22 protein-coding genes and 2 tRNA genes are annotated in these 23,347 nt (G+C 70.0%); 8 read left to right on the forward strand and 16 right to left on the reverse strand.

All coding sequences use genetic code 11. From position 1 onward, the window contains the following. The first annotated feature begins 151 nt into the window (after positions 1–151). Genes ACFVXC_RS09795 through ACFVXC_RS09805 form a run of 3 tightly spaced genes read left to right on the forward strand, consistent with a single transcriptional unit; the run spans position 152 to position 3,009 of the window. Positions 152–937: an ABC transporter ATP-binding protein gene (locus tag ACFVXC_RS09795; RefSeq protein ID WP_389903418.1), complete on the forward strand. Its 786-nt coding sequence runs from the start codon at positions 152–154 to the stop codon at positions 935–937. Next, positions 934–1,809: an ABC transporter permease gene (locus tag ACFVXC_RS09800; protein WP_389903420.1), complete on the forward strand. Its 876-nt coding sequence runs from the start codon at positions 934–936 to the stop codon at positions 1,807–1,809. The genes ACFVXC_RS09795 and ACFVXC_RS09800 overlap by 4 nt, the downstream gene beginning before the upstream one ends. A gap of 48 nt (positions 1,810–1,857) precedes the next feature. Beyond that, the gene (locus ACFVXC_RS09805) at positions 1,858–3,009 is read left to right on the forward strand and encodes an ABC transporter substrate-binding protein (RefSeq protein WP_389904399.1); all 1,152 of its coding nucleotides are present in this window, start codon (positions 1,858–1,860) and stop codon (positions 3,007–3,009) included. A gap of 61 nt (positions 3,010–3,070) precedes the next feature. Here the strand turns inward: ACFVXC_RS09805 and ACFVXC_RS09810 are convergent. The 4 genes from ACFVXC_RS09810 to ACFVXC_RS09825 all read right to left on the reverse strand — a co-directional run bounded on the left by ACFVXC_RS09810 (position 3,071) and on the right by ACFVXC_RS09825 (position 8,575). Continuing rightward, positions 3,071–3,144 (reverse strand) — tRNA-Met (locus tag ACFVXC_RS09810). Between the two features lie 342 nt (positions 3,145–3,486). Continuing rightward, positions 3,487–5,307, reverse strand: a complete 1,821-nt coding sequence (locus ACFVXC_RS09815) for a tetratricopeptide repeat protein (protein ID WP_389903421.1) — start codon at positions 5,305–5,307, stop codon at positions 3,487–3,489. A 219-nt stretch (positions 5,308–5,526) separates the two neighbouring features. Continuing rightward, positions 5,527–5,600 (reverse strand) — tRNA-Met (locus ACFVXC_RS09820). A 50-nt stretch (positions 5,601–5,650) separates the two neighbouring features. Beyond that, a complete protein-coding gene (locus ACFVXC_RS09825; protein WP_389904400.1) occupies positions 5,651–8,575 on the reverse strand; it encodes a UPF0182 family protein in 2,925 nt (974 codons plus the stop codon). 146 nt (positions 8,576–8,721) lie between these two features. Between ACFVXC_RS09825 and ACFVXC_RS09830 the strand changes: the two genes are divergently transcribed. Further along, the gene (locus tag ACFVXC_RS09830; RefSeq protein WP_389903423.1) at positions 8,722–9,264 is read left to right on the forward strand and encodes a PPA1309 family protein; all 543 of its coding nucleotides are present in this window, start codon (positions 8,722–8,724) and stop codon (positions 9,262–9,264) included. A 116-nt stretch (positions 9,265–9,380) separates the two neighbouring features. Here the strand turns inward: ACFVXC_RS09830 and ACFVXC_RS09835 are convergent, their stop codons facing one another. The 4 genes from ACFVXC_RS09835 to ACFVXC_RS09850 all read right to left on the reverse strand — a co-directional run bounded on the left by ACFVXC_RS09835 (position 9,381) and on the right by ACFVXC_RS09850 (position 12,763). Then, the gene (locus ACFVXC_RS09835) at positions 9,381–10,469 is read right to left on the reverse strand and encodes a PDZ domain-containing protein (protein WP_389903424.1); all 1,089 of its coding nucleotides are present in this window, start codon (positions 10,467–10,469) and stop codon (positions 9,381–9,383) included. A gap of 95 nt (positions 10,470–10,564) precedes the next feature. Next, the gene (locus ACFVXC_RS09840; RefSeq protein ID WP_389903426.1) at positions 10,565–10,735 is read right to left on the reverse strand and encodes a hypothetical protein; all 171 of its coding nucleotides are present in this window, start codon (positions 10,733–10,735) and stop codon (positions 10,565–10,567) included. A gap of 335 nt (positions 10,736–11,070) precedes the next feature. Continuing rightward, positions 11,071–11,535 (reverse strand): molybdenum cofactor biosynthesis protein MoaE, encoded by a 465-nt coding sequence (locus ACFVXC_RS09845; protein WP_389903429.1) that lies wholly within the window; start codon positions 11,533–11,535, stop codon positions 11,071–11,073. A gap of 115 nt (positions 11,536–11,650) precedes the next feature. Then, on the reverse strand, positions 11,651–12,763 hold the full coding sequence (locus ACFVXC_RS09850) for an NAD-dependent epimerase/dehydratase family protein (RefSeq protein ID WP_389903430.1): 1,113 nt from the start codon (positions 12,761–12,763) through the stop codon (positions 11,651–11,653). A 191-nt stretch (positions 12,764–12,954) separates the two neighbouring features. Here ACFVXC_RS09850 and ACFVXC_RS09855 point away from each other — a divergent pair, with 191 nt between their 5' ends. Next, positions 12,955–14,439 carry a zinc-dependent metalloprotease gene (locus ACFVXC_RS09855; RefSeq protein ID WP_389903433.1) on the forward strand — a complete coding sequence of 495 codons (1,485 nt, stop codon included), beginning with the start codon at positions 12,955–12,957 and terminating at the stop codon, positions 14,437–14,439. Next, the gene (locus ACFVXC_RS09860) at positions 14,436–14,960 is read left to right on the forward strand and encodes an NUDIX hydrolase (RefSeq protein ID WP_389903435.1); all 525 of its coding nucleotides are present in this window, start codon (positions 14,436–14,438) and stop codon (positions 14,958–14,960) included. Before ACFVXC_RS09855 ends, ACFVXC_RS09860 begins: the two co-directional genes overlap by 4 nt. A 107-nt stretch (positions 14,961–15,067) precedes the next feature. Here the strand turns inward: ACFVXC_RS09860 and ACFVXC_RS09865 are convergent, their stop codons facing one another. The 4 genes from ACFVXC_RS09865 to ACFVXC_RS09880 all read right to left on the reverse strand — a co-directional run bounded on the left by ACFVXC_RS09865 (position 15,068) and on the right by ACFVXC_RS09880 (position 18,940). Continuing rightward, positions 15,068–15,823: an AIM24 family protein gene (locus ACFVXC_RS09865; RefSeq protein WP_389903437.1), complete on the reverse strand. Its 756-nt coding sequence runs from the start codon at positions 15,821–15,823 to the stop codon at positions 15,068–15,070. Between the two features lie 16 nt (positions 15,824–15,839). After that, the gene (locus tag ACFVXC_RS09870) at positions 15,840–16,520 is read right to left on the reverse strand and encodes an AIM24 family protein (RefSeq protein WP_389903438.1); all 681 of its coding nucleotides are present in this window, start codon (positions 16,518–16,520) and stop codon (positions 15,840–15,842) included. 11 nt (positions 16,521–16,531) lie between these two features. Continuing rightward, a complete protein-coding gene (locus ACFVXC_RS09875) occupies positions 16,532–18,226 on the reverse strand; it encodes a TerD family protein (protein WP_389903439.1) in 1,695 nt (564 codons plus the stop codon). 117 nt (positions 18,227–18,343) lie between these two features. After that, positions 18,344–18,940: a M48 family metallopeptidase gene (locus ACFVXC_RS09880; protein ID WP_389903440.1), complete on the reverse strand. Its 597-nt coding sequence runs from the start codon at positions 18,938–18,940 to the stop codon at positions 18,344–18,346. A 206-nt stretch (positions 18,941–19,146) separates the two neighbouring features. Here ACFVXC_RS09880 and ACFVXC_RS09885 point away from each other — a divergent pair, with 206 nt between their 5' ends. Together ACFVXC_RS09885 and ACFVXC_RS09890 are read left to right on the forward strand one after the other, a co-directional pair. Further along, positions 19,147–20,304 carry a ThiF family adenylyltransferase gene (locus ACFVXC_RS09885; RefSeq protein ID WP_389903441.1) on the forward strand — a complete coding sequence of 386 codons (1,158 nt, stop codon included), beginning with the start codon at positions 19,147–19,149 and terminating at the stop codon, positions 20,302–20,304. A gap of 41 nt (positions 20,305–20,345) precedes the next feature. Then, the gene (locus ACFVXC_RS09890) at positions 20,346–21,713 is read left to right on the forward strand and encodes an ABC1 kinase family protein (RefSeq protein ID WP_389903443.1); all 1,368 of its coding nucleotides are present in this window, start codon (positions 20,346–20,348) and stop codon (positions 21,711–21,713) included. A 98-nt stretch (positions 21,714–21,811) separates the two neighbouring features. On the opposite strand, the gene ACFVXC_RS09895 is transcribed toward ACFVXC_RS09890, so the two are convergent. The 4 genes from ACFVXC_RS09895 to ACFVXC_RS09910 form a co-directional block, all read right to left on the reverse strand. Continuing rightward, positions 21,812–22,003, reverse strand: coding sequence for a hypothetical protein (locus ACFVXC_RS09895; RefSeq protein WP_389903444.1), 192 nt, complete (start codon positions 22,001–22,003; stop codon positions 21,812–21,814). A gap of 117 nt (positions 22,004–22,120) precedes the next feature. Beyond that, positions 22,121–22,444, reverse strand: a complete 324-nt coding sequence (locus ACFVXC_RS09900; RefSeq protein ID WP_389903447.1) for a hypothetical protein — start codon at positions 22,442–22,444, stop codon at positions 22,121–22,123. Then, positions 22,441–22,812, reverse strand: a complete 372-nt coding sequence (locus ACFVXC_RS09905) for a WhiB family transcriptional regulator (RefSeq protein WP_344522157.1) — start codon at positions 22,810–22,812, stop codon at positions 22,441–22,443. Before ACFVXC_RS09905 ends, ACFVXC_RS09900 begins: the two co-directional genes overlap by 4 nt. A gap of 167 nt (positions 22,813–22,979) precedes the next feature. After that, positions 22,980–23,345 carry a hypothetical protein gene (locus ACFVXC_RS09910; RefSeq protein ID WP_389903449.1) on the reverse strand — a complete coding sequence of 122 codons (366 nt, stop codon included), beginning with the start codon at positions 23,343–23,345 and terminating at the stop codon, positions 22,980–22,982. Positions 23,346–23,347: the final 2 nt, after the last annotated feature.

Below are 23,347 nucleotides of genomic sequence, written 5' to 3' on the forward strand. Positions count from 1 at the left end.
GCGCTCCGCAAGGGCGGGACGGGTGGGCACAAACCACCCACGGCCCGCGGGGAACAACGAATCCCGGCCAAGGCGAACCCCTTCCGGAATCTGACGGTGCGTCATATCGTCGGCGGGCCCCATATCCGCCTGCCCTCCGCAAGGAGACCCCGTGGGAGATCCGCACCCCAAACTAGAAGCCCACGCAGTGACAAGAACGTTCGGCCGAGGCACCAAGGCCGTGGACGCCCTTGGCCCCGTGGACCTGGAGATCGCTCCAGGAGAGTTCACCTGCGTAGTCGGCCCCTCCGGCTGCGGGAAATCAACACTGCTCCGCATAGCCGCGGGCCTCCTGCGCCCCAGCGAGGGGGAGCTGAAGATCCGCACCACGGACCCGCGCCCCGCCGCGATGATCTTCCAGGACTACGGCATCTACGACTGGAAGACGGTCCAGGCCAATGTCCGCTTCGGCCTGGACATCCAGAAGGTTACCCGCCGGGAGGCGGACGCCCGGGTCAAGGACTGGCTCACCCGCCTCGGCCTCGCCGACTTCGCCGACGCCTACCCCGCCACCCTCTCCGGCGGCATGCGCCAACGCGTGGCCATCGCCCGCGCCCTGGCCGTGGAGCCCGAGATCCTCCTGATGGACGAGCCGTTCGCGGCCCTGGACGCCCAGCTCCGCACGATCCTCCAGGACGAACTCCTCGACCTCACCCAGACCACCCGCACCACCACCCTCTTCATCACCCACAGCCTCGAAGAGGCGATCGTGCTCGGCGACCGCGTCCTGGTGATGTCCGCACGTCCGGGCCGCATCATCGCCGAACGCCGCCCGCCGTTCGCGCGACCCCGCACCGGCGACGTACGCGCGACCCCCGAATTCACCGCCCTCAAGGGCGAGTTGTGGGACCTGCTGCGTGGCGAGGTGGTCCGCGAGGACGAGGTGGCCCTGGCATGACGACGGCCACCCCACGCAGAGCGGCCGACTCCGAGGACGGCGTACTCGTCCGCAGGCCAGGCCCCCAGGAGCTCCACCCCACCCGCACCCACCGCAGGCGCCGCACTCTGGAGATCGGCCTCGCCGCCGCCGTTCCCCTCGCCCTGATCCTCCTCTGGCAACTGGCCGCCACCCAGGGCTTCATCGACGACCGCGTCTATCCCGCGCCCCAGACCATCATCGAGGACGGCTGGCAGCGCGCGGCCGACGGCGATCTGTGGCCGGACGTCTGGGCCACGCTCAAGCGCGTGCTCGCCGGCTACGCGATCGGCACGGTCACCGGCTACGCGCTCGGCCTCCTCATGGGCTCCCTCTCCCTCGTACGCGCGGCGCTTGAACCACTTCTGGACGCTCTGTACGTCGTACCGAAGCTGGCCCTGCTGCCCGTCTTCCTGAACATGTTCGGCCTCGGGGAGGGCCCGCAGATCGCGCTCGTGGCGGCGACCGTCTTCTTCTTCGTCTGGATCTCGACGATGGCGGCGGTGCTCGCCGTGCCCTCCGGCCACCGCGACGCGGGCCAGGTCTTCGGCGCGTCGCCGTGGCAGATGTTCCGCCACATCCTGCTGCCCGCCTCGCTGCCCGCCGTGCTCGTCGGGGCGCGGATCGCGGCGGGCGTCGCCGTGCTGGTGATCGTCGCGTCGGAGCAGATCGCGGCGGCGAACGGCCTCGGCCATCTGATCTTCGACTCCCGGGCGCTGTTCCAGAACGACGTGATGTTCGTCGGCATCGTCTGCGTCGCCGTACTCGGCGTCGTCTTCTCCGAACTGGTGCAGATCGCGGGACGGATGCTCACTCCCTGGGCCCCGCGCGACCGCGGCCGAAGCCAGTCATGAGCCAGTCATGAGCCAGTCATGAATCATTCGTACGCGTACGGAGGCTCCATGCACACCCGCACCCGGTTCTCCGCCCTGACGCTCGTCGTGGCGGGCTCGCTGCTCGCGGCCGCGGGCTGCGCGAAGGAGGACGACAACACCACGGACTCGGCCGCGCCCGCGAAGCCCCGCACCGTCAAGGCGGTCGCCGGCTGCGGCAAGGCAAGTTGGACGGACCCGTCCGACCTCGCAAAGGACCGCGCGCCCGCCCGCTGCGCCAAGGGCGCCCCGGCCCCGCGCCCGCTGTCCAAGGAGCGCAGCCTCACCATCGCCACCGGCACACTGAGCGCCGAGTACGTAGCGCCTCTCCAGATGGCCGTGGAGAAGGGCGAGTTCAAGAAGGAGGGCCTGGACGTCCACCTCAAGGTGCTCCCGACCCCCGACGCACTGCCGCTCCTGGCCAAGGGAGACATCGACGCCCAGTGGGCAGCCCCCGAGGCCGCCGTCATGAACGGCATTACCAGCGGCTTCACCATCAAGTGGGCGGCCGGGAACTTCTCCCCCGACCCCCGGTCCAAGAGCGGCCTGTGGGTGAAGCTGAAGAAGGGCGAGAGCGCGGACCACGTCCCGATGGCGGGCCGCAAGCTCGGCACCATGATCGGCAAGGGCTCGGTCATCTCGTATCCCATGGACACGACCCTGAAGAAGCACGGCGGCGGCCTCGACAAGATCCAGTTCCAGCAGCTGGGTTCGGCCGACGTCCTGACCGCCCTCCAGAACGGCGGCACCGACTCCGCCTGGCTCCTCGACCCGGTCTGGCGCAAAGTCGACGGCGACGAGCGGTACGCCTTCCTCGGCGGCCAGCCCCGGGGCGAACCGCTCGGCGGCCTCCTGTTCGGCCCCGATCTCCTGACGAAGGACCCGGACGCGGGCGTCGCGCTGCTGCGCGCGTACATCAGGACCGTGAACACGTACTTCGCCGGTGACTACAAGGCGGACAAGGCCTTCGTCTCCGACCTCGCGAAGCTCCTCAAGACCGACGAGGCGGTCCTGAGGTCGACTCCGTCGCTGCGCATGGACTGGGAGATCCGCTCCGGAACCACGGACCGGCTCCAGGCGGCATACGAGACGGCGGGCGTGGCCGAGGGCGACAAGGTCCCGGAGAACGAGGCGGTGGACCGCAAGCTGTACGAGGAGGCGGTGGGCCACAAGCCGTCCTGATCAAGCGCTCCGAACACACCAGAGGCCGGGAAGCTAATGCTTCCCGGCCTCTGGCCTTTAGTAGCGGGGACAGGATTTGAACCTGCGACCTCTGGGTTATGAGCCCAGCGAGCTACCGAGCTGCTCCACCCCGCGCCGTTGTGTTGTAAGCGTATGCCAAACGCTACGACCAGCGCAAATCCGTTCCGGCGCCCTGCTGCGGGCAGGCGTCTCGCCCTGCTGCGGGCAGGCGTCTCGCCCTGCTGCGGGCGGGCGTCTCGCCCCGCTGTGGGCAGCCGCCTCGCCCCTGCTGTGGGCGGGCGTTCCGCCCCGCTGCGGGCAGCCGTCTCGCCCCGCTGCGGGCAGCCGTCTCGCCCCGCTGCGGGCAGGCGTTCCGCAGGGCGGAACGGGCGGGTACGGCCCGCCCATCCGCCTGCACCCGCCTGCACCCGCCTGCACCCGCCTGCACCCGCCCGTGGACACAGGCTCAGGCAGGGGCTAAGCAGTCAGCTCCTGCTGAAGAGCCTCACGCAGCCGAGCCGCCCGCTCGCTGACCTCCGCGGGTCCAAGCTCGACCGCACGGGACGCCCACCGCTGCCCCTCGACCAGCTGCCCGCGCCGAGCGTAAAGCAGCGCGAGCCGCAGAGCGGCCCGCCCGTGCCCCGCGTCAGCGGCCCGCGTCCACCAGAGCGCCGCCTCGGGCTCACTGCCCTCACGCGCAAGCAGCAGCCCCAGATTGAACGCTCCGTTCCGGCTGCCCGCATCCGCCGCCAGGCGGTACCAATGCGCCGCCTCCACGACGTCGCCGCGCCCCGCGGCCAGCATCCCGACCCGGACCTGCGCACGCCGGTGCCCCTGCTGAGCAGCCCGCTCGTACCACTCCTCGCACTCGGTCTTCTCGGCCGCGGGCTCGCCAAGGGCGGGCGGACCCGCGGGAGGCCGCCGCGCATCGAGCACGGTGCCCAGGCGGTACGCCGCCTCCGCGCTGCCGCCACCCGCCGCGCACCGCAGATGCCGCTCGGCATCCTGCTCGTCCCCCTCCCGCAGCCGCGCCGTGCCGACCTGGAGCGCGGCCTCGGTGTGCCCGGCCGCCGCCGCACGCTCGTACCAGGGCAGGGCGGAGTCCTCGTCGTCGCGGGACGCGTACAGGATCCCGAGGTTGAAGGCCGCGTCCACGCTGCCCGCCTCGGCGGCCTTGGAGAACCACGGCTCGGCGCCCGCCGCGTCGCCGCCCTGGAGCAGCAGCACGGCAAGCGCGTTGGCGGCCTCGCGGTGACCGGCGTACGCGGCACGCCTGTACCACTGGTCGGCCTGCACGGTCCGCCCCTGCTCGGCGCAGAGCAGACCGAGGTTGTACGCGCCGTTCACGTCCCCGGCGTCCATCGCGGCGCGGTACCACCGCTCGGCGGTCTGTGTCTCGCCCCGCTCGGCGTGCAGCGCGCCCAGGGCGTTGGCGGCGTTCCCGTCGCCGTCCTGGGCTGCTTTCAGCCACCAGACGGCTGCGCTCTCCTCGTCGCCCGCGTCGCGCAGCAGGAAGCCGAGGGCGCAGGCGGCACGGGCCTCCCCGTCCTTCGCGGAGTTCAGGTACCAGCGCCCCGCCTCCTTCAGCTCGCCGCGCTGCTCCAGGATCGCGCCGAGGTGCAGCGCGGCCCGCCGGTGCCCGCGCGCGGCGGCCTGGCGGTACCACTGCTCGGCCTCGGCGGCGGGCTCGGCAGGGGCCTTGGTGTCCGTACGGGCCGTGCGCTCGGCCGTGGCCCGCCGGTCAGTGGCCCGCCGGTCGAGGGCACGGGCGATCCGGTACGCGGCCTCGCGGTGACCGCGCTCGGCCGACGCCCGCATCCAGCGCTCGGCGCCCACGTCACCGCGGTGCTCAAGAAGGTCGGCGAGGGCGTACGCCCCCAGGGCGTGGCCCTGCTCGGCGGACTGCCGCAGCCAGTACTCGGCGGCGGGCTCGTCGCCGCGCTCGCGGTGGTGGCGTCCGAGCGCGTGCGCGGCCGCGGCGGAGCCGGCGACGGCGGCGACCCGCCACCACCCGGCCGCCTCGTCGGCGTACCCACGCTGGAGGAGGAGGACTCCGAGGTTGTTGGCCGCGGCACGGTCGCCCTCGGCGGTCGCCGCGCGCAGCATGGATTCGGCCTCGTCGAGATCACCGCGGCGCAGCAGAAGGCTTCCCAGGACGCTCATGGCGTCGACGTCTCCGGCCTCGGCGGCCAGCCGATGGCGCAATTCCTCCGCGGCCGTCCCGGGATCATCCCGATCGGCCGACTGCACAAACCGCCCTGTCTCCAACAGAGTTGCCTTGTCCCCCATAACGTCCATCGTCGCACCACCTGCAACCTGGGTATACCTGATATACCGCAGCCAGTGAGGTCACTACAGCGTTTTGTCGACTTGCCCACAGAGAGATAAGTCAAACACAGTTTTCCCAACTCCCCCCGGGCGGAGCAGGGTTCGCACAGACCAGCGCATGCCGCCACGACCCCACGCACACACGACAAAGGCCCGGATCCGATAAGGATCCGGGCCTTCGCCTTCTAGTAGCGGGGACAGGATTTGAACCTGCGACCTCTGGGTTATGAGCCCAGCGAGCTACCGAGCTGCTCCACCCCGCGCCGTTGTGTTGCAACCGTACCACGGCGCGGGGAGGGTGTTTCGCAGCTGGTCAGCCGCCCTTCTTGTCGCCCTTGTCGGCAGCCTTGCCGTCGCTCGCCTTGTCGCCCTTGCCGCCCTTGTCGGCAGCCTTGGCCTGGGCGTCCTCGGCTCGCTGCAGGGACTCCTGGAGCTTGTCCTGCGCCTTGCCGTAGGCCTCCCAGTCGCCGTCCTTCAGGGCCTGCTGCCCGTCCTCGAACGCCGTCTGGGCGTCGTCGAGGGCCGCCTGCACCGTCGGGTCGCTCGACTTGGGCGGATCGGTCGGCTGGTCCGTGCCGTCGGCCGGTGGCTTGGTGGACCCGTCGGCACCGAAGACCTCGTTGAGGCCGTCGCTCAGGGAGTCCGCGAACGCGGTCTCCGTGCCGTACGACACAGCCACCTTCTTCAGAAGCGGATACGCCGACTTGCGCCCCTGTACGTACACCGGCTCCACATAGAGGAACCCGTCGTCCAGTGGCACGGTCAGCAGATTTCCGTAGAGGACGTCGGAGTCGGCGCCCTTCATGTCCCGGACGAAGTTACCGACCTGCGTCATCGAGTTCAGCTTGTTCTGGACCTGTTCCGGGCCGTCCACGTCGCCCGTGACTCTCAGCAGTTTCATCGTGCCGAAGTTCTTGCTTCTGGCGTCGGCGTCGACCGTCATGAAGGCCCGTAGGTTGGGGCGCCCGCTCGGGGTGAACGTCGTCGTCAGTGAGAACTGCTGCTGCGTCTCACCCGGCGTCTTCATGGACAAGTAGTACGGCGGGACCGCGCTGTTGTCCTTCTTCGTCGGGTCGTTCGGCACCTGCCACGCGTCGGACGCGTTGTAGAACTGGCCGGGGTCCGTGACGTGGTAGAGCGTCAGGAGCTCGCGCTGCACCTTGAACATGTCCTGGGGGTAGCGCAGGTGGTCCATCAGGGCCTTGGGGATCTCACCCTTGTCCTTGACGGTGTCCGGGAACGCCTTCTTCCAGGTCTTCAGGACCGGGTCCTTGTCGTCCCAGGTGTAGAGCTTGACCTCTCCGGTGTACGCGTCGACGGTCGCCTTCACCGAGTTGCGGATGTAGTTGACCCGGTTCTGCTGGGCCACCACCGCACGCTGGTCGTCGGCCTCCGACAGCGAGTCGGCCGTCGTGTCGCCGAGCGTGGTCCGCGAGGCGTACGGATAGCCGTTGCTGGTCGTGTAGGCGTCGACGACCCACTGGATCCTGCCGTTGACCACCGTCGGATACGTGTCGCCGTCGATGGTCAGCCAGGGAGCCACCGACTCGACGCGCTCCTTGGGAGTGCGGTTGTAGAGGATCCGTGATCCCTCGCCGATCGCTCCCGAGTACAGCATCTGCGGTTCGCCGAAGGACACCGCGTACGCGGCGCGGTTGATCGGGTTGGAGAGGTTGACCCCGCTCTTGCCCTTGTAGCTGTAGGTCTTCTGACCCCCGCCGTCCTCCTCGTAGTCGAGCTCCTTCTGGGGCCCGCCCACGATCGAGTACTGGGTCGTCTTCTCGCCGTAGTAGACCCGCTGCTCGTACTCGCCGAGGCTGCCGGAGGTGGGCAGTCCGGACTCCGTGAAGTCCGGGGCGCCCTTGGAGCCCTTCTTGGTCTCCGTGCCCTTGGCGGTGACCATTCCATAGCCGTGGGTGTAGGCGAAGTGGTCGTTGATCCAGTTGCGCTTGTCGAGCTTGTCGAGGCTGAGCTCACGCAGACCGACGATGGTGTCCTGACCGTTGTAGCGGTCCACGTCCAGGGTCGTCGGGAAGCGGTAGTACTCGCGCTCCTGCTCCAGCTGCTGGAACGTCGGCGAGACGATGTTCGGGTCGTTCAGCCGGTAGTTGGCTGCCGCGTCAGCGTTCTCGCGCTTGTTCTTGGCGTCCTCGTCGGCCTTGCCCGCGCCCTTGTAGTCCTGGGGCTTCACACCGCTGATGCCGTACGCGTCACGCGTCGCCTTGATGTTCTTCTGGATGTACGGCGCTTCCTTGGCCTGCTCGTTCGGCGAGACCTGGAACTTCTGGACGATGGCCGGGTACAGACCGCCGATGAGGATGGCGGAGAGGACCATCAGGCCGAAGCCGATGACCGGCAGCTGCCAGGTGCGCCGCCACAGCGTCCCGAAGAAGAGCAGGGCGCAGATGACCGCGATGCAGAACAGGATGGTCTTGGCCGGCAGGTACGCGTTCGCGTCCACATAGCGAAGACCCGTCCAGTCGCCCGTCGCCTTGAAGTCACTGGACTTCACCGCGAGGCCGTACCGGTCGAGCCAGTACGCCACGGCCTTGAGCGTCACGAAGACGCCGAGCAGCACCGACAGATGCCCCGTCGACGCCGCCGTGGCCCGCGCGCCGGGGCTGGTGATCCGCAGCCCGCCGTACAGGTAGTGGGTGAGGGCCGCGGCGATCAGGGAGAGCACGGTGGCCGCGAAGCCGAAGCCGAGCATGAAGCGGTACCAGGGAAGGTCGAACGCGAAGAACGACACGTCCAGGTGGAACTGCGGGTCCTTCTGGCCGAAGGAGACGCCGTTCACCCACAGCAGCCACGTGCGCCACTGTCCCGCTGCCGACGCGCCCGCGATCAGGCCGACGAGCGTGGCGATGCCGAGCAGCAGCCACTTCTTGTACGGCGCGATGCTCATGCGGTACCGGTCGAGGCTCTGCTGCTCCATCGACATGGCGCTCAGCGGCGGGCGCAGCCGGTGCGCCAGCCAGATGTTGAGTCCGACCGCGGCCGCCATCAGGAGGCCGAAGACGAAGAACAGGCCGATCTTGGTCCACAGGGTCGTCGTGAAGACCGACGAATAGTTGACCGAGCGGTACCAGAGCCAGTCCGTCCAGAACCCCGCGAACATGACGAACACCATGGCGAGTACAGCCAGGATGCCCAGTGTCATGAGCAGGGTCCGGACGCGACGGGACGGTCGGCCCACTCTGATCCGTGGCCCCGTCGGGCCTCCGCCGCGGTCCGGCATCTGGAAAGCCAAGGTGCGCACCTCGAAGTTCGATGTTGATTCTGTTGATCCGTCAGGGCCCTTTGATCGTGGACCCACACCTATGCAACTTACTCACGCTTTACTCGGTTCCCGTTTTGCGGGACTAACGAGGCAGGATTGTGACCATGTCCAACACTCCCATGGCAGCGAGCCCCCTCACCCGTGCCGTACTCGAGATCGACGAGTACGCGTCCGGCCTCGGCTGGGACCAGCCCGCACGCCTTTTCGCGCTGGTCGACACGGCGCGACTGCGTACCCAGGAACCCGGCCTCGCCACCCAGCTCGGCCTCGACAACTCCCCCGAGGAGACCGCCCTCACCCCCATCGAGCAGGAGGAGATTCCGGCGGGCAAGCCGCTGGACGAGTTCCTCGGCACCATCGCCTGGCCGGACGCCGTGGCGGGCTGCGCCCTCACGGTGGAGCGCCTGATGCTTCCGCCGTCGGCGGAGACGTCCGTCCCCGAAGGGCTCGGCGAGGCGCAGCTCGCGAAGTGGGTGGCCGAGCACCCGGACCGCCAGGAGGTCCGCATGACGGTCGCGGTGCTCCGTGACGGTGCCCGCGACTCGGCCCTGCGGCTGCGCGAGAAGGACTCGCCGACCGAGGTCCTGACCGGTTCCGATCTGGTTCCGGGGCTCGCGGAGGCGCTGGCGGCCACGTTCGCCGACTGACACCACGCTGTTCTTCTCGTACGCGGGTGGGGTCGCACCCCATCCGCGTACGTCCGTCCCCGCGCTCCGTGCCGTGCTCCGTGCCGTGCTCTGCGCCGCACTCCGTGCTTCGGCCGCTACTTCGCGGTGCACTGCGGCAGGTCCGCGGTGTCGCCCTTGTGGATGTCCTTGAGGGCGGCGACCGCGTCGTCGATGGTGTCCACCTTGACCAGCGTGAGCCCGTCCGGGACGTCCTTGGCGGCGGTGGCGCAGTTCTCCTTCGGCGTCAGGAAGTACTCGGCGCCCTTGTCGCGCGCGCCGACCGTCTTCATCCCGATGCCGCCGATCGGGCCGACCTTGCCGTCGTCGGTGATCGTGCCGGTGCCGGCCACGAAATGGCCGCCGGTGAGGTCGTCCGGCGTCAGCTTGTCCACGATGCCGAGCGCGAACATCAGCCCGGCGCTGGGGCCGCCGACGTCGGCGAGCTTGATGTCGATGTCGAACGGGAACGTGTGATCGGTGCCCGCCTCGATGCCGACGATCGCGCGGCCGTCGTCCTTCGCCTTCTCCGTCGTCATCCTGACGTCTTCCGTCCCGGTCGGCTCCTTGCGCGCCTTCTCGGCGGCGGCGGCCTCCTTGACGGGGACGATGGTGAAGACGACGTCCTGGCCCGGCTTGCGCTTGGTGACCAGCTTGGAGACGTCCGTCATCTCCTTCACGGGCGTGCCGTCGACCTTCTTGATGACGTCGCCCGCGTGCAGCTTGCCCTCGGCGGGGCTGTCCTTGGAGACGGTGCGGGCGATGACCTGGGACTTCACCGGGATCTTCAGGTTCCGCAGCGCGGCGACCTTGGCGCTCTCCTGGGACTCGCTGAACTCTTCGGCGTTCTCCTGGCTCGACTGCTGCTCGGTCTTGCCGTCCGGGTAGAGGGTCTCGTGCGGCACCACGATGTTGTCGTGGGCCAGCCAGCCGTACACGGCCTCCGCGATGTTCATGTTGTAGTCGGCGCTGGTGACCCTGACCGTCGTCATGTTGAGGTGACCGCTGGTCCGATACGTCTTGCGGTCGGCGATCTGCAGCACCGGCTCGCCGCCGTGGTCGCCGAGGGTGTTCACCGTGGGGCCCGGGGACATCACCGAGTACGGCACTTTGATGAGGACTCCGGCGCAGAGCAGCGCGATCAGCATCAGGGTGGAGGCGAGCATCGTCGCGGTGCGGCGTGGCATGGAACGACAGTACGGGACCTGTCTGTCAGTACACCGCTGGGGCCAGTCCGTACGGGGCCCAGTGGGCCTGTCGGGGGCCATCGGGCCCCCGGGCCTCACGTGCCGGAGCGGGACTTGTCCATCGCCTCGCGGAAGGCCGCGTAGCCGTTCAGCTCGTTGTGGTCCCCGGTCTTGCCCGACCTGCGATTACGCGCGGCCCAGCCACCCCAAAGACCCGCACCGACAGCTGCCGCGAGTGGAATCAGCAACCAGGCAAGTGATGCCATGTCGACCTCCCGACCCCATATGCGACCGCAACTGACTGATCAGCAGATTAACCATCCGCTTCGTCAACGCTCACGGCAGGGGTCGGGTTACGCAACCGGAAGCTCTTGGTCCAACTGGCCCGACGGGGACGGGAGGAGGTCAGCGCACCTCGGCCGAGGAATCAGCAGGCGCCGACCCACACCTCCTGGCCGACCCGATTCCTGATGGCCGCTCTCGCACTGCTCGGCCCTGGCAGGCCTCCCAGGCTTCGACCGACCGCGTCGGACTCCGTCCGCCGACCGTGCAGGGCGGCCCGGACCGCGCACAAGCCGGCCGGCCCGGGCCGCGTCGGCGCTCAGCAGGCGCCGACCCACTCCTCCTGGCCGTCGGAGAAGCGCTGGTGCTTCCAGATCGGCACCTCGTGCTTGAGGTCGTCGATCAACTTGCGGCAGGCGGCGAAGGCCTCCCCGCGGTGCGGGCAGGAGACGGCCACGACGACCGCGAGGTCACCCACCGCGAGGTCGCCGACGCGGTGGACGGCGGCCAGGGCACGGACCGGGTATTCGGCGACGACCTTCTCGGCCACCCGGCGCATCTCGGCCTCGACCGTCGGGTGGGCCGAATAGCCGAGCGCGTCGACGTCCGCGCCCCCGTCGTGATTGCGCACCGTCCCCACGAAGAGCGCCGTGCCGCCCGCGGCGTCGTCACCGACGGCCCGGAACACCTCGTCCAGGGAGAGCGGTGCGTCGCGGATCGCAAGCAGCCGGATGGGGTCCTGAGCGGCCTGCTCGCCGGGGTGATCGTTCGTGGTGCGTGCCATGCGGCCATGGTGCCGCACGGCACGGACATCACGGAATAGCGCTTTCACCCGGCACGCGCGCGTGCCGGGTTGGAGCTCTCTACAGGCCCGCGGCTCGCGGCGGTCCCAGCGGGTCTCAGATCCGGCGCCGCGCCTTGCGGGCGCGCCGCACCACCGCCGCCGCACCAAGGAGCGCGACCGTCGCACCGGCGGCACCCGCGGCCGTGGCGTCCTTGCGCCCGAGCCTGCGTCCCGCCACGGTCCGGCGCCCCGCGACCTCTTCGAGCAGCTCCGCGAGGACCTCCTCGTTGGTCCACTGGGGCCGCCATCCGGCGTCGTGCAGCCTGCTGACGCTGACCACCCACGGATACATCGTGTACGCGAGGTCACCGGCGGGGGACGGAGTGAGACCGATCCGGTGCAGCCGGGCCGCCGCGCCGAGTGCCACCGTGGAGGGCAGCTCCATGCGACGGATCTCGCTGAGCTCCTCGACCTCCTCCTGCTCCAGCCATCCGTCGCAGCCGACGGCGAGCTCCCCGTCGACCTTCTCCAGGACGGCGTACTCCAGGGCGCTGCACAGGTCCTCGACGTGGCAGAACTGCCAGGCCGGACGCGAGCCCGCCACCACGAGCAGCCGGGGCGACTCGAAGTACCGCGTGAGCGCGGTGTCCGTGCCGCCCACCAGGACGGCAGGCCGCACGACGGTGACGTTCAGACCGGGGTGGGCACGGGGTGCGCGCCGGGCGAGCCGCTCGACCTCAAGAAGATCGCCGACGCCGGTCGCCTCCGCGGTGGCACGCAGTTCGGCGTCTTCGGAGAGGGGCAGTTCGTTGTCCGACAGCGCGCCGTAGACCATCGCCGACGTGCAGAGCACGACACGGTGGACACCGGCCGCCGCCGCGGCCGTGAGCACGGTCTGGGTGCCGCGTACGTTGTACGCCGTACGGGCGGCGGCGTCGGTCTCCAGGTCGAGATCGAGCGCGAGGTGGACCACGACGTCCGCGCCACGCAGCTTCTCGGCGATGGCCGGATCCCTGACGTCCAGGATGTGCCACTGGGCCTGGGCGCACTCGCCACGCCGCTCGTCGATGGCGACGACCTGCTTGATCTCTTCGGACGCGGCGAGGCGCTCGGTCAGCAGAGCGCCCACGCCGGACGCGGCGCCGGTGACGGCGACCACGGGCCCCCGGACAGGAGCCGGTGTAGAAAGGTTTCGCGCTGCGCGAACCTGTGGATCTGGGGAACTCACCAGGCGTCTCCAGCGGTTGTCTTCAGTAGATACGCAAATGACGCGTACGTACCAGGTGGCATCCATCCTGCCGCAGGCCATGAGTCGGCGGAGCACTGAGGCCCGATCCCGTCACGGTGTCTACGCTGGGTGGTGTTGTAAGGCAGCCGCCGCCGGAACAGTACCGGTGGCCTGACGAGCCGAGGAATCCCGTGAGTGACACCCCATTCGGATTCGGCCTTCCGCCGGAGGAGCCGGAGAACGGCGACGAGGGCAAGAAGAAGGACAGCCCCGGAGGGGGGCAGGGTGCAGGTGGTGGCCCTGGGAACCCGTTCGGCTTCGGAGGTCTGCCCGGCGCGGGCGGTCCCGGCGGCCAGGGCGGTGACAATCCGTTCGCCGCGATGTTCGGTTCGATGAATCCGAACGACCTGGGCGCCGCGTTCCAGCAGCTCGGCCAGATGCTCTCGTACGAGGGCGGCCCGGTGAACTGGGACATGGCCAAGGACATCGCCCGCCAGACGGTCTCCCAGGGCACGCCCGACGGCACCAAGGACTCCAGCGTCGGTCCCGCGGAGCGCGGCGCCGTCGAGGAGGCCGTCCGCCTCGCCGACCTGTGGCTCGACGACGCGACGTCGCTGCCGTCCGGCTCCGGCGTGGCCGTGGCCTGGAGCCGCGCCGAGTGGGTCGAGGCGACCCTTCCGGTGTGGAAGGAGCTGGTCGACCCGGTCGCCGAGCGCGTCGGCCTCGCCATGGGCGACGTGCTGCCCGAGGAGATGCAGGCCATGGCGGGCCCGCTGATCGGGATGATGCGCTCCATGGGCGGCGCCATGTTCGGCCAGCAGATCGGCCAGGCCGTGGGCGTGCTCGCGGGCGAGGTCGTCGGCTCGACCGACATCGGCCTGCCGCTCGGCCCGGCCGGCAAGGCCGCCCTCCTCCCGGTGAACGTCGAGGCCTTCGGCAAGGACCTGGGCATCGCCCAGGAGGAGGTCAGGCTCTATCTGGCGCTGCGCGAGGCCGCCCACCAGCGGCTCTTCGCCCACGTGCCGTGGCTGCGCTCGCATCTGTTCGGCGCGGTCGAGGGCTATGCCCGCGGCATCAAGGTCGACACGGCCAAGCTGGAGGACGTCGTCGGCCAGCTCGACCCGCAGAATCCCGAGCAGCTTCAGGAAGCACTCCAGCAGGGCATGTTCCAGCCGGAGGACACTCCCGAGCAGAAGGCGGCCCTGGCGCGCCTGGAGACGGCTCTCGCGCTCGTCGAGGGCTGGGTGGACGCAGTCGTCCACGCGGCGGCCAAGCCCCGCCTGTCGTCCGCGGACGCCCTCCGCGAGACGCTGCGTCGCCGCCGTGCGACGGGCGGGCCCGCGGAGCAGACGTTCGCCACGCTCATCGGCCTGGAGCTGCGCCCGCGCAGGCTGCGGGACGCCTCGCGGCTGTGGGCCTCGCTCACGGACGCGCGTGGCGTGGACGGACGCGACGGCCTGTGGGCGCACCCGGACATGCTGCCGACGGCCTCGGACCTGGACGACCCGGACGGTTTCGTGCACCACGAGCAGCTGGACTTCTCCGAGCTGGACAAGATGCTCGGCGAGGCGGCGGGCGGCTCCGCCAAGCCGGACCTCAAGAAGGACACCGGGGACACTGGGGACACCGAGGAAACCGAGGACGACGGCGACGGCAAGGGCGACAGCGAGAAGTGAGCCTGTATGACGACGCGGTCCTCGTACTGAAGAGCTACGAGGACCAGGAAGAGCTGCGCCAGTACTACCTGGACCACTTGGCGGCCCATCCGGACGACGGCATGTGGAAGGCCTGTACGGACGGCCATGTGACGGCCAGCGCCCTGGTGATCGATCCGGTGCGCGGGCGCGTCCTGCTGACCCTGCACAAGAAGCTGCGGATGTGGCTCCAGATGGGCGGCCACTGCGAGCCGGGCGACCCGACGCTGGCCGCGGCAGCGCTGCGTGAGGCGACGGAGGAGTCCGGCGTACCGGGCCTGACGCTCCTTGCGGGCGGCCCCGTCCGCCTGGACAGGCACCCGATCCCGGGCCCCTGCACACAGCACCTCGACGTGCAGTACGCGGCGCTGGCCCCGCAGGACGCCGTCGAGGCGATCAGCGACGAGTCACTGGACCTGCGCTGGTTCGCCTACGACGAGGTGGCGGGGGTGGCGGACGAGTCGGTGGTGCGCCTGGTGGAAGCGACGCGGGCGCGGCTGTAAACGCGCCCCGAAAGGGGCGCGGGGAACTGCGCGACCAGCCACGACCGGCCCGCAGTTCCCCACGCTCCTGTTCTGCTCCCGCTCCCGCTCCCGCGCAGAGCGATCGATCAGCTCCAGACGTTGCCCTGGTTCTGCCCGCGTGCGCCCTGCTGGCCCATGCCGTACTGAGCCCGGGCGCCCTGCCCGATGACCGCGTTCTGGGGCGGCAGCATCTCGCTCGGCTGGACGAGGGCGTAGCCCTGGCCCATGAAGCTGAGCTCCCAGCCCTCACCGGTGTTGCCGCGGCGCCGCCACACGCCCGACGAGTGCGTCTGGGCCTGCATCTGCACCCGCAGGCCGTTCGACCAGGCGACGATCGCGTCGGCGTCGGCGTTCACGTACTGGTCGGGCGTTACCTGCAGCATCAGCGGCTGGCCCGAGGTCATCAGGGCGACCTTGCCGCGGCCCGTGATGTTGAGCTGGTACTTGCCGGAGCCGGAGATGCCGTACTGGCTGTCCACGGCGATGACCTGGTGCGTCAGCGACGAGTCGAGCGCGAGGACGTAGCTGCTGTCCACGGTCAGACCGTCCCGGTCCACATCCACTACGTGGATGTACTGGGCGAGGTTGGCGAGATAGACCGTGCCCTGGCCGTGGCAGCGCATCAGGTCGAGGCCCTCGCCGGTGTGCGCACGGGCGCGCTGGCTGCCCTGGCTCTGGTACTCGGCGTCGAACTCCATCAGCCCCTGGTAGGCGACCATGGCGCCTTTGCGGGCCAGGATGTCGTCGTGGCCCGCGAGTGCCACCCGAAGGAGCTGCGGGTTCTGGACGGTGTAGCGCTCCTGAGTCTGCTGCTCGGTGTGCGCGAAAAGTGGGCTCTGCATGGTGTGTTGCTCCCCCTCAGCCCCGAGCTCGGAGACGGTCGGTGCTGTCCTCGCTGGGCTGTACGACGACGATGCCCTCCCCGGAGAAGCCCATCTGGTAGGCCTCGCCGCTGCCGCGCCCGATGAGCGAACCGGCCTTGAAGCTGCGCTTGCCCTTCACCTTGAGGTTCGGGGACCAGGCGATCAGGGCGTCCGGGTCGACGTACGTCTCGTCCTCGCCGCGGCCGCAGTCGACGACGACCGGGGTGCCGCGGGAGGTCAGCGCCACCCAGCCCTGGCCGGAGAGCTTGATGTTCCACAGGCCCTGACCGGCGAACTTGGCCATGCCCTTGACCCGCTCGACGCCCCACTGGAGGGATGTGTCGAAGGCCAGCAGGTTCGTGCCGTTCACCGAGAGCGAGTCGCCCGCCAGATTGATGACGACGACGTCGGCTCCGTAGTCGGCGAGATAGAGCAGGCCGTCTCCGGAGCACTTCATCAGAGGCGCGCCCTCGCCGGACATCCACTCCTTCGCGATCTGACGGACGGCGGGCGGATTGGGCTCGTACTGCACGAACCCTTCGTAGGCGACCATCGAGCCCACGCGCGCGAGGAGGTCGTTTCCGGTCTGCATCGCCACCTTGAGCATGTGGTGGCCATGGTTCTCCATACGGGCAGCGACAGGCGCCGCGGCGAAGCCCGCGAGTTGCTGATTCATGACGGGCTCCCTCAGACCTCGAACGGCTGGACGATGATGAAGTTGCCGGGTGCGCCCCGGAACTGCAGGTTCACGCTCTCCCCCGTGGAGCCCGCGTACGCGTTGCTGCGCAGCCGGACCTGGCTGGAGACGATCGCCTGAGCCGCCGCCGACCAGGCGACCACGGCGTTGCAGTCGGCGAACGTCGTCGGCGTGACGGGCAGGACGACGGGCACACCGTGCGTCTTGACGATGACCGTGCCGGTGCCCTGGAACTGCATCACGAACAGCGCGCCACCGGGGATCCCGTGGCCCTCGATCCTGCGCACCTCGTGCTGGAGGGACTCGTCGAACGCGAGGACGTTCTCCGCGGAGACACAGATCGCGTCGCCCTGGAGCTCGATGGGGTGCAGATGCGTGGCTTCCTCGGCGAGGAAGACCTGGCCCCGGCCGGAGCAGCGCATCAGCTGCATCTCCTGGCCGGTGGAGTTGCCCACGACGCGGCCCGCGAAGCCCGCGCCCTTGTAGCTGAACTCGACCTTGCCCTGGTAGAGCACCATGCTGCCCTGCCGGGCGAGCACGGCCTGCTCGCTGACGCCGAGGTCGACGCGGATCAGCTTCTCGTTCTGCTGCGTCCAGCGCTGCCCGGTGGGGGCCTCGCGGTACGCCGCGAGAGCCGCGGTCACGCCGCCGGCCTGCGCGGAACCCTGGGGGACGCCGGCTCCGTAGGGGGACGGGGCGGCGGGCTGACCGGGGAACTGGCCGGGGGGCTGCTGGCCGTAGCCGGGCGGCATCGGAGCACTTGGCTGCTGGCCGTAACCGGGCGGCGGGGGCGCCGACTGACCGGGCACCTGGCCGAACTGCGGCTGCTGCGGCTGCTGCTGGCCGGGCTGGCCGTACGGCGCGGGGGCCGGCGGGGGCGGAACCGTGCCGCCCTGCGGCTGGTTCGGCTGATGCATCGGCGCCACGATGGTCTGTGCGGCGTGTATCGACGGATCGAAGTTCTGGGCCGGAGCAGGGGCGGGAGCAGGGGCGGGCGCGGGGGCCGGAGCAGGCGCGGGGGCCGGGGCCGGGGCCGGGGCCGGGGTCTGTGCGGGGGCCGCCGGGGCGCCGAACGCGGGCGGGGCCGCGGCCTGACCGGGGGGCGGCGCGAAGGACGGCGCACCGATGGCCTGCGGTGCCTGCGGCGCGGGCTCCTCCTCCGCGACCTCGCCGCCGAAGTTCTTCAGGAGCGCGTCGAGACCGCCGTCGAAGCCCTGACCGATCGCGGCGAACCGCCAGACGTCCTTCATGTAGAAGTCGCCCAGCATCACGGCACGTTCCGTGGAGAACTCCGCACCGTTGAAGGAGTAGCGGGCCACTTCCTCGCCGCCCGCGACGATCCGGATGTAGCCGGGGGCGGCCTGCGACATCTGCCCCGCACCGTCGATCGTCGCGGTGAACGACAGCTTCTTGATCTGCGACGGGATCCGGTCGAGCGTGACCCGGAAGGACTCCGTGTCGCCGGCCTGCGCGCCGAGGAGCTGGATGGACTCCTCGGGCGACTTCGGCTGGTTGAAGAAGATGAAGTAACTGTCGTCCGAGAGCCGCTCGTCCGCGTCCAGGCCGAAGCAACTGATGTCGAAGCTCAGTCCGGGGGCGGAGATCTGCACGCCTACGTACAGATCGGTGCCCGCGGTGAGGTCACTGATCTTGGCCTTGTGGCCGCGTTGGAATTCCCTGGCCATACGTAACGACCGTCCCCCATCCCGAATGTAAATGCGTCGCGTCAGGCTAACCGCAAAGTCCGACAGCGAGCCAAGCCGGTACAGACCCGGTACACAACATCCGAGCGGGGCGGAAGTTCACTCGTCGCGGGCGGCAGGCTGGTGGGGCAGCCGGTCGGCCGCGACCACACCTTCGAGGTACCCACGAGCCCGCTCCGTCCGGGGGTAGGCCTCAAGGAGCTGCCAGAAGTCGGATCCGTGCCCGGGTACGAGGAGGTGCGCGAGTTCGTGGACGAGGACGTAGTCGACGACGTACTCGGGCATGCCCTGCAGCCGGTGCGAAAGGCGGATGCTGCCCTCCGCCGGGGTGCACGAGCCCCATCGGGTGTTCTGGTTCGTGACCCAGCGAACGGACGCGGGCCTGGCCCGGCCGTCGAAGTACTGCTCGGAGAGCCGCTCGGCGCGCTCGACGAGCTCCGCGTCGCCCAGGACCCGCTTGCTCTCCTGGGCCGCGAGCTTGTCGAGCATGACGTTGACCCAGCGCTGTTCCTCGGCCTCGGACATGCGGGCGGGGATGAGCACGACGGTGCGATCGCCCTCTCGGTACGCGGAGACCGTTCGGCGGCGGCGGGCGCTCCGTCTGACCTCGACCGCACTCGCCCCGTAGCCGGGTGACGGCGGGCTGGTCATGCTGCGCTGTGGGTTTCCGGCGCGGTGCAGTGGGTCGGCGGGCACGCCCCGACGTTACCCGCTGGGCAGGGGGGAAGTCCCGCCTCCGGATCGGTTCGGCGGGGTATCGCTCCCCGTCCGATCGATTAGTACGACGAATACCCCCAGCCTGTGGACAACGCTCGGCGGGTATCCGGCGGGGCGGGCATTCTGGCTGACGACCGGCGATGCGGACGGGGATCGACAGCGCCGGATGACCACGGGGGGCGACCATGCATCCGATCTTGAAACCGGCGTTGCGGCGCGGCTGGCGCGATCTGAACACCATCCAGTTCGGCGTGGCGCCCGCACACGCCCAGGTGCTCGGTCCTGTCGACACGGCGACGGGCAGCTTCCTCCAGCTCCTGGACGGGACACGCGGGCTGCCGCTCCTTCGCGACGAGGGCAGACGGATGGGGCTGCCCGACGATCATGTGGACAAGCTGGTGCGGCGGCTGTCCAGGGCCGGGCTGCTCGACGACGCGACGGGAGGCGGCGCCGCGGCCGACGCCCTGCGCAAGCGGGACCTGGCCATGGACCGGCTGCGCCCGGATCTGGCCTCGCTGTCGGTCGTGACTCCCGAGCCGGGCGACGGAATGAGGAAACTGGCCGCGCGCCGCGCCATGCGGGTCCAGGTCCGGGGCGCGGGCCGGGTGGGTGCGGTGGTGGCCTCGGTCCTTTCCGGGGCGGGCGTGGGGCAGGTCGATGTGATGGAGGGAGGAGTCGTCGAACCCTGGGATGTGGCGCCGGGCGGTCTGCCCGCCGACGCGGTCGGCGATCGCAGGGACGTGGCGGCCCGGCGGGTCGTGCGGCAATCGGCTCCGGACCGACCGCCCCGTCGGGGCCGGAGAGGAGCGGGGGCAGCGGGAGAAGGGGGAGAAGGGGAGCCGGGACTCTCCCTGGTGATCATCGCCCCGCGGGACGGTCTTGACGTTCATGCTCCCGACCCGGTCGCCGCCGAGCCGTTCGTCTCGTCCGGAACACCGCATCTTTATGCGGGCGTGATCGAGGGAACCGGAGTGGTGGGGCCGCTCGTCCTGCCGGGGACGACGGCCTGTGCGGGCTGTCTGGCGCTGGAGCGTGCGGACCGGGATCCCACCTGGCCACGGATGCTGGCTCAGTGGCGTTCGGGACGCGCGCGCCATGTCACCGCATGCGATCTGGCCCTGTCGACCACCATCGCCGGCCTTGCGTCGGCGCACGCCCTCGCTTTTCTGGACGGGGCGGCACCGGCGAGTGCGGGAGCACGCTGGGAGGCGTCCGCGCCCGGGTTCGACTGGCATGCGCGGCCGGTTTCACCGCATCTCGCGTGCCCGTGCGGGGCGGGTGTGGTGGATAAGGGGGAACACCCCGTCGGGGACAGAGAGCCGCACGACACAATGGCCGGGTAACCGCCTGACAAGGCGTGGCTGTCTGGGATTTGGAGGGGCGCATGTCTGATCTTCCCCGGAAGGCGGTAACCCGTACCGCCAAACTGGCCGCGCTGCCACTCGGCTTTGCCGGGCGGGCGACCTGGGGTCTCGGCAAGCGGATCGGAGGCAAATCGGCGGAGATCGTCGGCCGTGAGCTGCAGCAGCGCACGGCGGAGCAGCTGTTCAAGGTGCTCGGCGAGCTCAAGGGCGGGGCCATGAAGTTCGGCCAGGCCCTTTCGGTCTTCGAGTCTGCACTGCCGGAGGAGGTCGCGGGGCCCTACCGCGCCGCGCTGACGAAACTGCAGGAAGCGGCGCCGCCGATGCCCACGCGCACCGTGCACGCCGTGCTCGCTGAGCGGCTCGGCGATGACTGGCGCGAGCTGTTCCTGGAGTTCGAGGACAAACCGGCCGCCGCCGCTTCGATCGGCCAGGTCCACCGGGCGGTGTGGGAGGACGGGCGCGAGGTCGCGGTCAAGGTGCAGTATCCGGGGGCGGGCGAGGCACTGCTCTCCGATCTGAACCAGCTCAGCCGGTTCGCCAGGCTTCTGGGGCCGTTGATTCCGGGGATGGACCTCAAGCCGCTCATCGCGGAGCTGCGCGACCGCGTCTCCGAGGAGCTCGACTACAGCCTTGAGGCCCAGGCGCAGCACGCGCACGCCGAGGAGTTCGCGGACGATCCGGATGTCGTGGTGCCCGATGTGGTGCACCAGAGCGAGCAGGTCCTGGTGACGGAGTGGATCGACGGGGTGCCCCTGTCGGACGTGATAGCGGACGGCACGCAGGAGCAGCGGGACCGAGCGGGGCAGCTCCTCGCCCGCTTCCTCTTCTCGGGTCCGGCGCGCACCGGCCTGCTGCACGCCGATCCGCACCCGGGCAACTTCCGTCTGCTGCCCGACGAGAAGGGCGGCTCGCGGCTCGGCGTCCTGGACTTCGGCACGGTGGACCGGCTGCCCGGCGGCCTTCCCCCGACCATCGGCCGCTCCCTGCGGATGACGCTCGACGGCGAGGCCGACGCGGTCTACGCGATGTTGCGCGAGGAGGACTTCGTCCAGGAGTCCGTCGAACTGGAGCCGGACGCGGTCCTCGACTATCTGCTGCCGATCATCGAACCGATGCTGGTGGAGGAGTTCACCTTCACCCGCGGCTGGATGCGCGGCCAGGCGGCGCGGGTGGCCGATCCCCGCTCCCCCGCCTATCAGTTGGGCAAACGGCTGAACCTCCCGCCGTCGTATCTGCTGATCCACCGTGTGACGTTGAGCACGATCGGGGTGCTCTGCCAGCTCGGGGCGACGGTGCGGATGCGGGACGAGCTCGAGGAGTGGCTGCCGGGCTTCGTGGAAGAGGAGCCTCAGGAGCAGGAGGCGGACGATCCGGCGGCCGAGGCCTGAGGCCGTGGCCCGCCTCATCGTCGGCTCACCCTCATCGTCGGCTCACCCTCACCGTCGGCTCACCCTCACCATCGGCCTCTCCCACCATCGGCTCGCCCTCACCACCAGGGTGAGTCGAGTCGTCCCTCGATGGCTCTGATGTTCTCGCGGGCGCAGGAGTCACAGAAGTAGCGGCGGGCGCCGTTCTCCACGGAACAGGTCCAGGTGGGCGGCGCGCCTTCGGCGACCGCTCCGCAGCGGGAACACACGAGATTCTCGGCGCCCGCGGGCTGAGGATTCTGCTGGTCCACCCAGCGACCATATCGCCGCTTCCGGAGCTTCACCCGGCACAACGCACCGCGGGGGCCGGTCCGTTCGGACCGGCCCCCGCGGGCATCGTGGTGAAGCTCGGGCAACGCTCCGGCTCGTCACTGCATGACGGCCAAGGCGAGCGCGCGCTTGGCGCGCAGCGACGCGCGCTCGGCACGGCGCTGCATCCGGCGAGCCGCCATCACACGGGCGGCGGGGCGCTGGGCCTCGGCTTCCAGCATGCGTTCGTGCATATGCGCACGAGCCAAGGCTTCTGGGATGAGTTGCATCTCGCGGGTCCTGTTCTGGCGCGAGTCGTTCGCACCGGTGGTGGTGAAGTCCTGGGGGGCGGAGCCTGCGGGCTCGGCGGTGGCTGTCTTCATCGGAGCCTGCTTCTTGGGGTCGTGCGTCAGGGGGTGATCGATCGTTCCGATGGCGTTCATGCGGCAACAACCGGGTTCTTGCGCGGACGGCCACGGGGCCGCTTGCGGGCAACGACGACACCCTGGACGAAGAGCTCGCCGCCCCAGACGCCCCACGGCTCGCGCCGCTCCTTGGCGCCGGCCAGGCAGGCCTCCATCAGCGGGCAGGTACGGCAGAGGGACTTGGCGTACTCGACGTCCGCCGGCGACTCGGCGAAGAAGACCTCCGGGTCGTAGGCACGGCAGGGGACGGGTACGCCGAGGTTCTCGATGGCGTCGTCGAGCGCGGTGAGCGCGGTGAGGGGAGTCAAGGTCGGGTCCTCCGTGGGAGCGGGCGGGGGGAGAGTCTCTGAAGGCGGTACGGACGGGGCGTGCGCTTCGAGTTGCACGGTGGTGTTTTCCTCGTCTGGTCGTGCCGGCCTGGGTCGGCCGGTTGGCGGCTGGTACCGGGTCTTGCTCGGCCCCTTCGCTCCGTCATCCCGTTTTGGGGAAAACAGAAGGGCCGCGGATCCCGGGTGGGGTTCCGCGGCCCTGAAGGCGCCGGTCTGATCGAGGATCAGACTGGATCACTCCAGGGTTCGAGCCCACGGAAGGCCCACATCATGTGGTGGTGCTTCGTCGTCTGCTGCGTCTTGGATGCGGCACCGGCTGCGGCAAAGGCATAGGCCTTGGCCTGTCCTGTCGCTACTGCTTCCGGTGCCTTGGTCGCTCGCTCGTCGCCCTCATTGACCTCACGCGTCGGAAGAACGTTGAGACGCGGGAGGGACAGAGGCAGGACGGAGGACTCCGGACGGACGGCGGCGGCAGCGATGCCACCGGACAGACCGGTGCCCAGGTTCGAGAAGCCGAGCAGGCAGGAAGCGACGACCGAGCGATCGGTCATTTTCACGGTGCTGATGGAGCTCTCGTTGATGCTGATCACTG

Source organism: Streptomyces sp. NPDC058257 (genome assembly GCF_042881845.1).
In the GTDB taxonomy this organism is placed as follows: domain Bacteria; phylum Actinomycetota; class Actinomycetes; order Streptomycetales; family Streptomycetaceae; genus Streptomyces.

Bases quoted from the DNA above. Each gene is read 5' to 3' on its own strand.
- ACFVXC_RS09800 (WP_389903420.1), top strand. From the start codon at position 934: ATGACGACGGCCACCCCACGCAGAGCGGCCGACTCCGAGGACGGCGTA.
- ACFVXC_RS09805 (WP_389904399.1), top strand. From the start codon at position 1,858: ATGCACACCCGCACCCGGTTCTCCGCCCTGACGCTCGTCGTGGCGGGC.
- ACFVXC_RS09815 (WP_389903421.1), bottom strand. From the start codon at position 5,307: ATGGACGTTATGGGGGACAAGGCAACTCTGTTGGAGACAGGGCGGTTT.
- ACFVXC_RS09825 (WP_389904400.1), bottom strand. From the start codon at position 8,575: ATGCCGGACCGCGGCGGAGGCCCGACGGGGCCACGGATCAGAGTGGGC.
- ACFVXC_RS09830 (WP_389903423.1), top strand. From the start codon at position 8,722: ATGTCCAACACTCCCATGGCAGCGAGCCCCCTCACCCGTGCCGTACTC.
- ACFVXC_RS09835 (WP_389903424.1), bottom strand. From the start codon at position 10,469: ATGCCACGCCGCACCGCGACGATGCTCGCCTCCACCCTGATGCTGATC.
- ACFVXC_RS09840 (WP_389903426.1), bottom strand. From the start codon at position 10,735: ATGGCATCACTTGCCTGGTTGCTGATTCCACTCGCGGCAGCTGTCGGT.
- ACFVXC_RS09845 (WP_389903429.1), bottom strand. From the start codon at position 11,535: ATGGCACGCACCACGAACGATCACCCCGGCGAGCAGGCCGCTCAGGAC.
- ACFVXC_RS09865 (WP_389903437.1), bottom strand. From the start codon at position 15,823: ATGCAGAGCCCACTTTTCGCGCACACCGAGCAGCAGACTCAGGAGCGC.
- ACFVXC_RS09870 (WP_389903438.1), bottom strand. From the start codon at position 16,520: ATGAATCAGCAACTCGCGGGCTTCGCCGCGGCGCCTGTCGCTGCCCGT.
- ACFVXC_RS09875 (WP_389903439.1), bottom strand. From the start codon at position 18,226: ATGGCCAGGGAATTCCAACGCGGCCACAAGGCCAAGATCAGTGACCTC.
- ACFVXC_RS09885 (WP_389903441.1), top strand. From the start codon at position 19,147: ATGCATCCGATCTTGAAACCGGCGTTGCGGCGCGGCTGGCGCGATCTG.
- ACFVXC_RS09890 (WP_389903443.1), top strand. From the start codon at position 20,346: ATGTCTGATCTTCCCCGGAAGGCGGTAACCCGTACCGCCAAACTGGCC.
- ACFVXC_RS09900 (WP_389903447.1), bottom strand. From the start codon at position 22,444: ATGAACGCCATCGGAACGATCGATCACCCCCTGACGCACGACCCCAAG.